We start from the raw sequence: 13,280 nt of genomic DNA on the forward strand, positions 1-13,280 counted from the left end.
TGGGTTGTCAATACCCATATTGGGGATTATTTGGCATTTCTCACGCAGTGATTACGCGACTGTGTAAAGAATAAGGGGTATTGCACGAAAATTAGCAAAAAGTCCGTCTAGCAATCGAACCACTATAAAAAAACGTATTGTTCAAGAGTTGCTCAGATTAGTATTTTTAAGTTAAATAATTGTACAGACTAATGCATGAGGTGTTTTTGCATGGCCTCAATAATTTGTGCAGTCATCCCCCAAATAAAATGTCTTTTATAGGGGATTGCAAACACTCTATGGCTTTGTTTGTTCACGGTAAAGTTATGACTAATAAGTTTTTCTCTGTCCAAGATATGCTCGGCGGGAACCTCGAATACTTCGTCTACTTCATTTCTGTCCATCATAACTGAGTAGCTAGGGTCGACAATTGCGATGACTGGCGTGACAGAAAAATGGCTGATCGTGATTAGCTCTGGCATTTGACCTAGTACTTTTACAAGGTTTGGTTTTAATCCAATCTCTTCATTCGCTTCGCGAATTGCTGTTTCTAACAGTGAAGAATCAGATTCTTCAAATTTACCGCCAGGAAAACTCACCTGTCCGGGGTGGTGCTTCAAGTGTTTGGCACGGCGTGTGAGAACAATATTTAAGCCATGTGGCCTTTCGACGAAACCGATTAGAACCGACGCTTTACGAAGAGGCTTATTTTTTAGGTGAGAGACGCGACGAATGGATACGGCATCATAATCAACAGGCTGATTAAACTGGAAATTACGAATAATTAAATTTTTACTAACGTGTGATAGCATGACACCTCCGAGACAATTATGAAAACAGGCGATACCTAATCAACTTGGCTTATCATACATCAGAGGTTAGATATCAGGGGCAAGACAGACCCTAAAATCATGTCAAAATTTTCATCACATTACACAATAATGTTAGTTCAATACTCAGCAGACGTCCTTTGTTGCTATAAAAAACTAATATAATTTCCTTTTTTCATTAGTCATATTTATTTAATCGCGCTTTGATTTAAGGATAATCTATATGAGCATTCTGCTTACAAGATAGGCAGTATCTTACTCAGTTTATCCAGTGTTTCTTGGTACTCAGCGTCACACTGACTATCCGAGACAAGCCCGCCCCCAGCCCATGTATACAGAGTATTATCTTCCGCTATCAGTGTTCGGATGGTAATGCTTGTATCCATTTTTCCATGGCGACTAATGTAGCCTATGCTGCCACAGTATACGTTGCGCCTGTGCGGTTCTAATTCTTCGATGATTTCCATTGCACGAATTTTGGGGGCTCCAGTGATCGAACCCCCAGGGAAACTCGCTCGAAGTAAATCGGTAGCCGTGTATTTATCGTCAAGTACCGCTTTTACGGTGCTGACTAGGTGATGAACTGCTGGAAAACTTTCAATATCAAATAGTTTTGGTACGTGAACCGACCCAACTTGAGCAACCCGACCAATATCATTTCTGAGCAAATCAACAATCATTAGGTTTTCAGCTTGGTCTTTTTCTGAATTCTGAAGTTTTTGTTTATTCGCTTCATCGATATTCGCTTCGCTTGAGCGCGGCATGGTACCTTTGATTGGTTTGGTTTCGATGGTCCGATTATCGAGTTGTAAAAACCTTTCTGGCGAAACACTTAAGATGGCACTATCGTCCGTACGGATAAATGCAGAGAAGGGAGCCAAATTATACTTTTCAAGCTTTTTATATGCTTGCCACTCACTGCCTTGATAGTGAGCGTGGAATCGTTGCGCTAGATTGATTTGATAGCAATCACCCTCAAGAATGTATTTCTGCACTGAGTCAAACTTTTCCTTATAACTCTGCTTGTCCATATTCGATTGCCACGGACTTTTTAGAGTAAACGATTGCTGAGTGGATGAAGGATGCTGCTTTTGAAGCCATTGCCAGTGCTTCTCTATATTTTGGCCAACAATACAGGCTGATTTCAGTTTGTGATCGACGATGACGGCCCATTCATAGAGGCCAATGGCCATATCTGGCGTGACAAGCTCGTTTTTGGATATCGTGGGCATCGTTTCAATGCGACGGCCTAAATCATAGGAAAAGTATCCTAAAGCGCCGCCTACAAACGGAAGCTCACATTCAACATCAAGGTTAGGGAGGTGCTTTTGTTGAAGATTTTCGATCAGCTCAAATGGATTTTGCTCAGTTTCATAGCTTGAAGAGTCGGTTACGACATGAGACGTATTTCCGTGGGTCGTTATTGTCACTATGGGCTGAGCGACTAGAATATCAAAGCGGCTATCAATATGATCCTGCGATGCTGAGCGAAGCAACATTGACCAGTTTAAGTGCTCTATTCGATTGAACAGTGAAATGGAAAGGTCAGGTTGGTAGTCAAGAGAGTGATGACTAATTGCGTTGATTTGGTCGTAGTTCATTTTTAATTTGTGACAAAGAGTTCATTAGCCGCATAGCGCGTTAAGGAAAGCAAGAGTATCATAATTTGACTATTAAAAAGCGTTTACTTTAAAGACTGTATACTTATTAAACGTATTCGCACTAACAACACACCGAGGCAAGTAATGACCGCAATTCGTAAACAGGATGTCATCAGTAGTGTCGCTGATGCGCTTCAATATATTTCTTATTATCATCCTTTAGATTTTGTACAAGCTTTGGAAAAGGCTTACCACAAGGAAGAAAGTAAAGCGGCAAAAGACGCCATTGCTCAAATACTCATTAACTCTCGAATGTCTGCTCAAGGGCGTAGGCCACTCTGCCAAGATACAGGGATCGTGACTTGTTTTGTTAATATAGGTATGGATGTTAAGTGGGATACCGATCAAACTGTTCAAGAAATGATTGATGAAGGTGTTCGCCAAGCCTACACCAACCCAGATAACCCACTCCGCGCTTCGATTTTGCTCGATCCAGCCGGTAAGCGCATTAATACAAAAGATAATACACCTGCTGTGGTTCATATTAACATGGTGCCGGGTAATAAGGTTGAGTTCCAAATTGCGGCTAAAGGTGGCGGCTCTGAGAACAAGACTAAGATGGTGATGCTAAACCCCTCTGATGATGTGGCTGAATGGGTTGAGAAAACCCTGCCAACGATGGGCGCAGGCTGGTGTCCTCCAGGTATGTTAGGTATAGGGATTGGTGGTACAGCAGAAAAGGCTGCTGTTCTGGCGAAAGAGTCTCTAATGGAGCATATTGATATTCAAGAGCTTATCGATCGCGGCCCATCAAACGCAGAAGAAGAGCTTCGTTTAGATATCTTTAATCGTGTTAATCGCTTAGGTATCGGTGCACAAGGCTTAGGTGGTTTAACCACTGTGGTTGATGTGAAAATTAAAACAGCACCAACACATGCGGCCTCAAAACCAGTGTGTTTAATACCAAACTGCGCGGCGACGCGTCATGTTCATTTTACGCTTGATGGTTCAGGCCCTGCAGAGCTGACTCCACCAAAACTTGAAGACTGGCCGAATATCACTTGGGAAGCAGATGAAAATACGCGCCGAGTCAATTTAGATACTATTACTAAAGAAGACGTACAGGAGTGGAAAACGGGTGAGACAATCCTGCTTAACGGCAAAATTTTAACTGGCCGTGATGCTGCTCATAAGCGGATTCAAGGCATGCTAGAAAGTGGGGAAGGCTTGCCAGATGGTGTCGACCTAAATGGTAAGTTTATTTACTATGTAGGCCCGGTTGATGCAGTTCGCGACGAAGTCGTTGGGCCTGCGGGACCGACGACTTCTACACGTATGGATAAATTTACCGACATGATGCTAGAAAAAACAGGCATCATGGGTATGATTGGTAAAGCGGAACGTGGGCCAGCAACAGTGGACTCAATCAAGAAGCATAAAGCCGTTTACTTAATGGCGGTTGGTGGAGCGGCGTATCTCGTATCCAAAGCCATCAAAAAAGCTCGCGTGGTTGCATTTGAAGACTTAGGTATGGAAGCGATTTATGAGTTTGAAGTCGAGGATATGCCAGTGACCGTCGCGGTTGATTCTGATGGTGTAAATGCGCACCAAACAGGTCCTGATGTATGGAAAGTGAAAATAGCGGAAGCCGCTAAGTAACGTTTCTTTAACTGTAAAAATTCTAAGCCCCTGACTAACATTCAGGGGCTTATTTGTATCTCGTATATCACTTTTAACAATTATTCATCCACGATTAATGTTGATTTTGGCAAGCTATAGAATCTTAATAACGAGAAGCATCAATGAGAAAAATAAAACAGGAATTCAATGATTTTATTAGTCGAGGCCTAGATTCTAACGTCCGTATTGCTGTGACTGGGCTTTCTAGAGCAGGAAAAACGGCCTTTATTACTTCGTTAGTGAATCAGCTTCTTCATGCATCTACTCATGACAATTTACCCCTATTTATCGCGTCGAGAGACGGTAGGCTAATTGGTGCTAGGCGTGTCCCTCAAACGAATATGCTTGTTCCTAGCTTTGGCTATGATGAAGCAATGGAATACTTAAACAGTGATCCAGCTCAGTGGCCGGAACCAACACGTGATGTGAGTGAAGTACGGCTTTCTCTCAAATATAAACCGACCAAGCGGTACAAAAAACTCGTCAGCAAATCATCTGTGATGGATATTGATATCATTGATTATCCTGGTGAGTGGCTGCTAGACCTACCTTTACTCAACATGTCGTTCCAGCAGTGGTCAGAAGAGCAATTTAAAAGCTTAAAGGGTAAGCGTTTAGAACTAGCTAAAAATTGGCTGACAGCGCTCGAAAGCCTAGAATTGACAGCTGAACTCAACGAAAACCATCTTAAGAATGTATCAGATCTGTATACAGAGTATCTGCACAAATGTAAGGATTCTGGATTGCATTATGTGCAACCTGGACGATTCGTGTTACCGGGAGAGCTTGAAGGTGCACCTGTTTTACAGTTTTTTCCGTGCCAGTTTTCAAGTGGTGGAAAAATTGAAAATGGTAGTAATTTAGCGATGCTTGCTAAACGCTACGAAGAGTACCAACAAAAAGTCGTTAAAGTATTTTATAAACATCACTTTGCTACGTTTGACAGACAGATTGTGCTGGTGGACTGTCTACAACCTTTAAATGCAGGGTTTGAAGCTTTTCATGATATGAGAGTGGCGTTAGAGCAAGTGATGAAAAGCTTTAAGTACGGACATAGCAATGTACTCAAACGGCTTTTTTCGCCAAAGATCGACAAGGTGTTATTTGCTGTTACCAAGGCCGATCACGTTACGCCGGAGCAACACCCTAATTTAACTTCATTACTCCGTCAGCTCGTTCATCCGGCATGGCAAGCGACGTCTTATGAAAATATCGATATGAATTGTATCAGCCTCGCTTCTATTAAAGCGACCCAATCTGGCTTTATCGAATCGAATGGTGAAGCTTGCCCTGCAATCCAAGGTATCAATATTGGTGGCGAGCCATTGACGGTTTTTCCTGGAGAAGTACCCGAAAAGTTACCCAGTGAATCCTACTGGCAGCAGCAAGGGTTTGAATTTACTTCTTTTCGACCCCAGCTACACGATCCAGACAGCCCAATTGATCATATTCGCGTTGATAAAGCTTTGGAGTATCTCATCGGAGACAAATTGAAATGAGCGATTTGAAAAGTAAAAAAGTGTTCGATGTTCCGCTCAATGAATCAAAAACCGAACAAGAAGAATTGACGGTGCAGAAAGTCTTTGACGGCTCTGAATCTTTTGTAGTTCAAGAGAGCGAGGAGAATCAGGAGCCAAGCAAAGTAGAGCAAGATGTCGAGCTGGTAATCAGGCCGAAGAAAGGAAAGAAATGGTTGTTTACTGGAGCCGTTGTTACTTTTGCAGGTTTAGTGGGCTGGCAAGCAATTGATTCATTTGTAACGGCTATTCAAGCTGGAGATTGGCTCGCGCTTGGGTGGGCTGCGTTTATTGCTGGGGTTGCTTCACTTGGCATAGGGGCGATATTTAAAGAGTTATGGAAGTTAAGATCGCTGCGAGATCATTTTGACATTCAGGAGCAGGGAGAGAAGCTACTCAATAGCGATAGTATTGGTAAAGGCGTCGAGTTTTGCGAATCGGTGGTTAAATACAGTCGCATCAACAAGCAATCGGCAAGTTACCAACGTTGGCAAGAGTGTGTCAATGCGAACCATAGTGATGCAGAAGTTGTTGACATGTTCGATTCCATGGTGGTCTGTGAGCAAGATAAAATAGCCTCAAAACTGGTATCCAAATACGCAACCGAAGCCGCCACCTTAGTTGCCGTAAGTCCGTTGGCGATTGCGGATATGCTGTTGGTGGCTTGGCGTAACTTTAAAATGATTGATGCGTTGGCCGAAATTTATGGAGTCGAGCTTGGTTATTGGTCGAGACTCAAACTGTTCAAGTCAGTCTTAATCAACATGGCAGCGATAGGTGCTACAGATTTAGTGATTGATGCGAGTATGGATTTAATGTCTATGGATTTAGCTAAACGAGTTTCTGCCAGAGCAGGACAGGGTATTGGTATTGGTATTTTGACTGCACGACTCGGCATTAAAGCGATGTCTCTTCTGAGGCCAATCCCTTGGAGAAAAGAAAAAGCAGTTAAGCTCAGTACAATTCGCAAGCAAATTGCGCAGAAAATTGCGTCAATTAGCATAAAGTCTTAATCATTGTGTTATCAAGCACCTTGACGCATAACAAAGCTTGGGCGAAACTACTGTCAACTTTTCGTGACACTTTGATTAGGATTGAGCCGTGCGTTTAGAAGTCTTATGTGAAGATAGGTTGGGTTTAACTCGTGAGCTATTGGATATCCTTGTCTCTCGCAACATCGATCTCAGGGGGATTGAAATTGATGTCACGGGGATTATTTACCTCAACTGTCCAGATATAGATTTTGACACTTTTAGCGATCTGATGGCTGGTATTCGCTTGATTCCCGGCGTCAAAGATGTACGCAAAATTCAATTTATGCCGATGGAGCGTCATAATACTGAGCTAATCTCATTGCTGAATAACTTGCCTGAGCCTGTATTAGCTATCGACCTAAAAGGTGCGATTGATATGGCTAACCATGCTGCATTGAGCTTATTTAATACAACTGAGCAAGACATCATTGGTGAGCAAATTTCAGCGATTTTACCTGCATCAAACTTGTCTAAGTGGGCAGAGGGTAAAGTGACTCGTCACCGCGAAGATTTGGTTATCGATGGCCTCGATTACTCTGTTGAAGTGACACCCGTATACATTCCTGGGGAATCAAACGAGCCTACTCTAGCCAGCATGGTGATGATCATTCGCTCTCTTCAAGGCAAAGGTGAATTTCAGGACTCATTACCATTACAGCATAAATTAGGTTTTGAACACTTTGTTGGAGTGTCAAACCGTCACAAAGCTTTGATTAGTCAGTCAAAAAAACTAGCCATGCTCGATCAGCCATTGTTAATAGAGGGCGAGACGGGAACTGGTAAGGAAATGCTCGCACGAGCTTGCCATAACCGTTCCCATCGAGCCGCTTCACCATTCTTGATATTGAGTTGCGCCTCTATGCCTGATGATGTCGCAGAGACTGAGCTATTTGGTCATGCTCCCGGATCATTCAACCATGAAGCTGGTTATACTGGAATATTTGAGCAAGCCAACGGCGGAACTGTATTTCTAGACGAAATTGGTGAAATGAGTCCACATTTGCAGATCAAGCTGCTGAGATTTTTGCAAGATGGGACTTTTCGTCGAGTAGGTGAAGAACATGAAGTGCATGTCGATGTGCGTGTTATCGCCTCAACTCGATATAAACTTGCTTCGCTCGCTGAGTCAGGAACATTTAGAGAAGATCTATTTTATCGCCTCAATGTTTTAACTCTTCGTATCCCGCCTTTAAGGGACCGAGCAAACGATATAGGTCCGCTGCTAGACCTATTTATAAATAAATATGCCAAGCAACTTGGTATCGCGAAACCGACAATCGGCAGCAAATTACTGGAACAACTTGCAGAATATCAATGGCCAGGAAATATGCGTCAGTTAGATAATATGGTGTTGAGAGCACTAACTGAACTGCAAGATGGTGAGTTATCTGTTGAACAATTCCATTTACCTCAATATGAAAATGTATCAACTGGAGGGTTGAATATTAATTTAGACGGCTCGCTTGATGAGATTATGAAAGGGTATGAATCTCAAATACTTGAACATCTTTACCAATCTTTCCCTTCAAGTCGTAAGTTAGCGAAGCGCCTTAATGTTTCCCATACCTCTATTGCTAATAAACTACGTGATTACGGAATTAGAAAAAATTGATGAATAAAGTCAGTACGCCTACCCAAGTTTATGAAATTGATGGCGATGTATTGTTGCGTACCGCCCAAGTGTATGATGCTGAGAAAATCGCTCAGTACTTTTATAACAACAAAGCGTTTTTGAAACCATGGGAGCCCAAGAGAGAAGACGCGTTTTATACTAGCGTTGGTTGGCAAAAAAAATTAGTTAAACTCAATGAGCTGCACAAATTGGGGCTTGGCTACTACATGCTTATCATCGATAAAAATAACGATGAAATGTTAGGAACGATTTCATTTAGCAACCTGTCCCGATTTCCTATGTACTCGTGCTCTGTTGGGTACTCGATTGCAGAAAGTCAACAAGGGAAAGGGATCATGAGTCGCGCGTTAGCCATGGCGGTCGAGTATATGTTTTCTATTCAGAATATGCACCGGATTAATGCTGGTTATTTACCGTTTAACGAACGTAGTGCTGCTGTGCTGAAAAAGCTGGGCTTTAAGAAAGAAGGGTATGCCGAAGAATACTTGTTGATAGATGGAAAATGGCAAGATCATGTTCTTACTGCACTAACCAACCCAAACTGGAAAAATGAGAGAAGATGACGGATAGACTGAGCCAGCAACTCGAATTGCTTATCGAACTGGATAAACTCAAATCGGTTCTGAGAAGAACAAAGATAAAGTCGGCAAATGGGCGTTATGAGAATAGCGCGGAGCATAGCTGGCATGTCTGCATGATGGCAATTCTACTGGAAGAACATGCGAATCAGCCTGTCAATTTAGCAAAAGTCATAAAGATGCTTTTGCTACACGATATTGTAGAAATTGATGCGGGAGATACATTTGTCTATGATGTGCAGGCCGCAGAGACGCAATATCAAAAAGAGCTGGAAGCTGCAGAAAGGTTGTTTGGTCTGTTGCCAAAAGAGCAAGGCGAGCAGTTAATGGCTACTTGGTTGGAATTTGAGCAGTCTCAAAGCGCTGAAGCACAGTTTGCCAAAGCCCTCGACAGACTGTTACCTATGCTTCTCAATAGTCACAATGATGGCCAATCGTGGGTTGAAAACGGTGTGGAGCGAGAAAAAGCTTTGAAGATCAATAGTAAAATTGAGCACGGCTCGTTAACTTTGTGGCAAAAAGCAAAACAAGTTATTGATGACGCCACCGAGAAAGGTTGGCTAAAGAGTTAAGAACAGATATGTCGTACCTATCTTTGGAAGATTACCCAAGAAAGTGGATTTTTACCCACCAGTCAATGCCAATACCAGAGAAGGATCTGGTCTGTATTAAACCGATGACGGCGCAACGAGCGGCTCAATTCTGGAAAGAGAATATCAGCCCCCAAAGCCCAGACGCCGAACGTTTGAGTTCTCAGGATTGGCCAAAAAAGACGTCTAGCTGGTTGCAAGAAGTCGATTGGATGCAGTCTTGGGAAGATGATAATTTGGGTCTGCCAGAAGAAGTGCTCGATCATATCGACTGGCAAGATGATGTCACGGTTTACTTTTGTTATGAAAAATACAACATCGTAGAGACTAAGTGGCTGATTTTTAAGAAGCATTGGAAGAATTTTTTATTTTACGATGATGGGCCAATTTTGGTCGCTAGACGGAGAAAGCAATCTCTCTGGTTTGATTCGAGTGGCTTTGTGAAATTAGGGAACCGTTAAACCATTTTTTGGCATTCTTAGCCATCAGCATAAAAAATGGTAAATTTGAATCTATATCCTATTAACGCGGATTTAATTTAAGGAAAAACCGTATTAATTAGGGCTGCTTATTCTTGCGTGAATGATCTTTGAGGATCCTAGGCAGTATTTTTGATGACTATAATCGATAAACATGATTATAACCGAGCAGTCGCTAAGTGATCTTTCTAGTATGCTAGAGCTTTCATTCACATGGTAATTTTATATATTACCCAATTTTTTAGAGCTAGAATCTATTTATGATTGCGTGTGCTAGTAATTATATTGTGAATATTATTTTATCACCTATACTAGTGGTTGTATGAATATGTCATATGTTAATATTCATACCATAATAAGTAATAAATAATAGGATTAGCTTTCGGGACAAAGCAGTGGAAACCCTAGAATTGCAATTAAGGAAAGACTTTTACGCACAGATTGATTCCTTGCAAGTTCATAACGGTGAATCTCTTCCTACTCTTACTTTGTTAACCAAAGAGGAGCTAAAGGAGCTTGAAGCAGTGTGGATTGAGCTATGTATATGGAAGCAAAATCAATCGTAGTTTAGTGTGCTAGAATGTCGAACAGCATACTGCTAGGAGTGTGCTCACATTGGGACTGATAAGTACTGTCAATTGTTATAAACCCATAATAATTTGTGGTTATTTGTCGGTTTTCATTCTTTTAAATATTGTTATAATGTAACAATTCAAACCATTTGCACTTACACATTGAAAATCGAATATTTGCCCCAAGATCGAATCAAAAGTAAAGAAAGCAGATGTGCCTTTCAGCATAAGTAATATCCAAGTGAGTAATATTATGGCGGAAGTACGAGCCAGAGTGGACTTCAAAGTGGGTCCGAAAAGTAATATCGATGCAGAGCTACTCTCATTTAATGGTTTAAAAACAGATAAAGAACACGTAGCCGTCATTTTTAAAAGTGCAGACAAAGTAAACGAGCCTCCCTTAGTTAGAATGCATTCGGAGTGTTTAACAGGTGATGTATTTCACTCTTCACGCTGTGACTGTGGTGAGCAGCTTGAAGAAACAATAAAAACGATGGCCGAAAAAGGTGGTGTATTGCTTTATTTGCGCCAAGAAGGAAGAGGGATAGGGCTTTATAATAAAATAGATGCATATAAGCTTCAAAGCGAAGGTTTGAATACTTATGAAGCGAATAATCACTTGGGTTTTGGCGATGACTTACGTGATTTCTGCGAAGCTGCTCAAATGCTGCAAGCATTGAATATCAACAAAATCAGATTAATCACAAACAATCCCAAAAAGATAAATGACCTAGAAGGCAAGGGAATTGAAATTATTGAAGTAATCAATACTTCCGCTTATCTAAAGTCGGGTAATGAAAAATACTTGCAAGCTAAGATATCTCACGGTAAGCACAATCTTAAGCTTTAATTTTTTGCATTCTAATTGACGTTCTTTGATATTACCCAAGCAACACAATCGTGCTTGGGTAAGCCATAAAAATATTTAGATTTACAACAGTTAAAATATATTGTTGATAACTATATTATTTGTGTTTCTTTTCTCCAGCCACAATACGCTTCACGTCTCAATTCATCACTAATTATTCATTTCTCTGCCATAATTAATTTAATTGTTTGCATATGAACTTTGGTTATGGTTAAAAAGCTATTACTCATGGCACTTTGCCTACTAGTCACATCTATGCCTAGTATCGCTATGGATAGATTTGAGAAGCTGAAATGGATTAGCGCTGATTCTTCAGTGATAAGTTTAATTCAGTTTCCCAAGCTAGTTGAGCGTGTTTATCGAGAAAATAACGACAACCTAATCTGGTACGATTTAAACCAAGCTATGCGCTTTGAATTTCAGCTCGAAATGATAAAGAGAGCGAGAATAAGTCCATTATTTTCTAGCCAGCTCAGTTATTTGCAGTTCTATCGTAAAGCGAATCGTTGGTTCGAATATGACTTGCTTGCTACCGATACTATGTTGTTATACATGAGTTATGCGGAGCAAGCTCCTCTTAATGGCTCTCGATGGTTTTTTGAAAAACAGTTTGCAAGCTTTTTGCCACGACCAAGTGAAAGTGCGGTTCTTTCTCTCTATATAGCTGTAAACCTCAATCAACTAGACGATATTATTAATATGTATACACCCACGAGTGGTGGATACAAGGAACTACTAAGATCTTATGCACACCTAGAGCAATTTGAAGACAAAGAGGTTGATGAGTACAAGCAAGTTGGCATAAAAAAAGCTGGCGACAATTTACCGAATAAACCAATTCTTATAGAACGGCTCAAGCTTCTTGATATCAAAATAGACAAGAGGAGCGTTAGCAATAACATTTATGATCGCCACTTAGTCAAATCTGTACGCCAGTTTCAAAAAGCTCATGGCTTAAAAGATGACGGTAAAATTGATCCTGTCACTGTTAAATGGCTGAACGTTCCAGTAAGAGAGAGGCTATCAATGTTGGCCTTAAATGCTGAAAGATTGAGAATATGGCCTGAGCAAAAAGACAGTGTAATTATTGTCAATGTGCCAAATTTTGCGATGAAGTATTGGAGGTCTGGTGTTGAGGTTTTTGAATCGAGAGTGGTGGTCGGAAGAAAAAGCCGCAAAACGCCAGTGATGGAAACGAATTTGGACTCATTGGTTTTAAATCCTGTGTGGAATGTTCCTTGGAAAATCATGGTCGCTGATATTATTCCAAAAGTTAAAAAAGACACCAACTACTTGATAGAAAATGGCATCGAAATCGTAGAAGAGTGGGCCGATGAAAAAACCATTAGTCCCGAAGAAATACAATGGGCAACAGTTAACCCTTATAAATTTCCATATAAAATGCGTCAGAGGCCCGGAAACGTAAATGCTCTTGGTTTATATAAATTTAACACTCCAAACCCAAGGGCTATTTTTTTACATGACACACCAAGCAAAAAGCTTTTCGATAAAGAAATTCGAGCATTTAGCTCGGGATGTGTCCGCATAGAGAAAGCGAGCTTATTTGCTGACTTGCTTCTCAAAACTCAAGTTGAAGAAGTGCTTTCTACGCCTAAAAGTGACTTAGAAATGGAAAATCAATCAATCCCTCTTAAGGAAGCTATTCCTGTACATATTATTTATCAAACAGTTTGGTTTGAGTCTGGACAAGTGCAGTACAGAGATGATGTGTATAACCACGATAGTTACAGCTATACCAAAGGATAATTTTGAGAATTAAACAAAAAGCTTTAATGTCACAAAATTTAAATTCCTTATACTGTTCAAATATTAACCGATAAAAGTGTTTTTTTTGTTCGAATTGATATGCAACATGGTTAATTGACCAGCTGTTTTTGCTTCTGTATCTTCTCGCCTAG

The 13,280-nt window shown here is 40.9% G+C and carries 12 protein-coding genes; 10 read left to right on the forward strand and 2 right to left on the reverse strand.

The genetic code is table 11. The annotated features are described in order from the left end of the window. Positions 1–188 precede the first annotated feature (188 nt). Together ACM2FC_RS04345 and pabB are read right to left on the reverse strand one after the other, a co-directional pair. Complete coding sequence (locus ACM2FC_RS04345) at positions 189–791, reverse strand: CoA pyrophosphatase (RefSeq protein ID WP_498479631.1); 603 nt, start codon at positions 789–791, stop codon at positions 189–191. Positions 792–1,045: 254 nt separating this feature from the next. After that, on the reverse strand, positions 1,046–2,410 hold the full coding sequence (pabB, locus tag ACM2FC_RS04350; protein ID WP_498479632.1) for an aminodeoxychorismate synthase component I: 1,365 nt from the start codon (positions 2,408–2,410) through the stop codon (positions 1,046–1,048). 144 nt (positions 2,411–2,554) lie between these two features. Between pabB and ACM2FC_RS04355 the strand changes: the two genes are divergently transcribed. The 10 genes from ACM2FC_RS04355 (at position 2,555) to ACM2FC_RS04400 (ending at position 13,128) form a co-directional block, all read left to right on the forward strand. Continuing rightward, a complete protein-coding gene (locus ACM2FC_RS04355) occupies positions 2,555–4,069 on the forward strand; it encodes a fumarate hydratase (RefSeq protein ID WP_498479633.1) in 1,515 nt (504 codons plus the stop codon). A gap of 143 nt (positions 4,070–4,212) precedes the next feature. Then, a complete protein-coding gene (locus ACM2FC_RS04360) occupies positions 4,213–5,589 on the forward strand; it encodes a YcjX family GTP-binding protein (RefSeq protein ID WP_498479634.1) in 1,377 nt (458 codons plus the stop codon). Beyond that, on the forward strand, positions 5,586–6,620 hold the full coding sequence (locus ACM2FC_RS04365) for a YcjF family protein (RefSeq protein WP_498479635.1): 1,035 nt from the start codon (positions 5,586–5,588) through the stop codon (positions 6,618–6,620). Before ACM2FC_RS04360 ends, ACM2FC_RS04365 begins: the two co-directional genes overlap by 4 nt. An 88-nt stretch (positions 6,621–6,708) precedes the next feature. Next, entirely contained in the window at positions 6,709–8,253 is a 1,545-nt protein-coding gene (gene tyrR, locus ACM2FC_RS04370) for a transcriptional regulator TyrR (protein ID WP_498479636.1), read from the forward strand. After that, entirely contained in the window at positions 8,253–8,837 is a 585-nt protein-coding gene (gene rimJ / locus ACM2FC_RS04375) for a ribosomal protein S5-alanine N-acetyltransferase (protein ID WP_498479637.1), read from the forward strand. The genes tyrR and rimJ overlap by 1 nt, the downstream gene beginning before the upstream one ends. Continuing rightward, positions 8,834–9,424, forward strand: a complete 591-nt coding sequence (locus ACM2FC_RS04380) for an HD domain-containing protein (protein WP_498479638.1) — start codon at positions 8,834–8,836, stop codon at positions 9,422–9,424. The genes rimJ and ACM2FC_RS04380 overlap by 4 nt, the downstream gene beginning before the upstream one ends. 8 nt (positions 9,425–9,432) lie before the next feature. Then, positions 9,433–9,903 carry a DUF2947 domain-containing protein gene (locus tag ACM2FC_RS04385; RefSeq protein ID WP_498479639.1) on the forward strand — a complete coding sequence of 157 codons (471 nt, stop codon included), beginning with the start codon at positions 9,433–9,435 and terminating at the stop codon, positions 9,901–9,903. Between the two features lie 413 nt (positions 9,904–10,316). Continuing rightward, positions 10,317–10,487 (forward strand): hypothetical protein, encoded by a 171-nt coding sequence (locus ACM2FC_RS04390; protein WP_498479640.1) that lies wholly within the window; start codon positions 10,317–10,319, stop codon positions 10,485–10,487. A 259-nt stretch (positions 10,488–10,746) separates the two neighbouring features. Further along, entirely contained in the window at positions 10,747–11,343 is a 597-nt protein-coding gene (locus ACM2FC_RS04395; RefSeq protein ID WP_498479641.1) for a GTP cyclohydrolase II, read from the forward strand. Positions 11,344–11,568: 225 nt separating this feature from the next. Continuing rightward, positions 11,569–13,128 carry a L,D-transpeptidase family protein gene (locus ACM2FC_RS04400; RefSeq protein ID WP_498479642.1) on the forward strand — a complete coding sequence of 520 codons (1,560 nt, stop codon included), beginning with the start codon at positions 11,569–11,571 and terminating at the stop codon, positions 13,126–13,128. Positions 13,129–13,280 lie beyond the last annotated feature (152 nt).

The sequence above is a fragment of the Vibrio sp. A37 genome (genome assembly GCF_059777565.1).

Coding starts and splice junctions, on each gene's coding strand:
- ACM2FC_RS04345 (WP_498479631.1), bottom strand. CDS start 791: ATGCTATCACACGTTAGTAAAAATTTAATTATTCGTAATTTCCAGTTT.
- pabB (WP_498479632.1), bottom strand. CDS start 2,410: ATGAACTACGACCAAATCAACGCAATTAGTCATCACTCTCTTGACTAC.
- ACM2FC_RS04355 (WP_498479633.1), top strand. CDS start 2,555: ATGACCGCAATTCGTAAACAGGATGTCATCAGTAGTGTCGCTGATGCG.
- ACM2FC_RS04360 (WP_498479634.1), top strand. CDS start 4,213: ATGAGAAAAATAAAACAGGAATTCAATGATTTTATTAGTCGAGGCCTA.
- ACM2FC_RS04365 (WP_498479635.1), top strand. CDS start 5,586: ATGAGCGATTTGAAAAGTAAAAAAGTGTTCGATGTTCCGCTCAATGAA.
- rimJ (WP_498479637.1), top strand. CDS start 8,253: ATGAATAAAGTCAGTACGCCTACCCAAGTTTATGAAATTGATGGCGAT.
- ACM2FC_RS04380 (WP_498479638.1), top strand. CDS start 8,834: ATGACGGATAGACTGAGCCAGCAACTCGAATTGCTTATCGAACTGGAT.
- ACM2FC_RS04385 (WP_498479639.1), top strand. CDS start 9,433: ATGTCGTACCTATCTTTGGAAGATTACCCAAGAAAGTGGATTTTTACC.
- ACM2FC_RS04395 (WP_498479641.1), top strand. CDS start 10,747: ATGGCGGAAGTACGAGCCAGAGTGGACTTCAAAGTGGGTCCGAAAAGT.
- ACM2FC_RS04400 (WP_498479642.1), top strand. CDS start 11,569: ATGGTTAAAAAGCTATTACTCATGGCACTTTGCCTACTAGTCACATCT.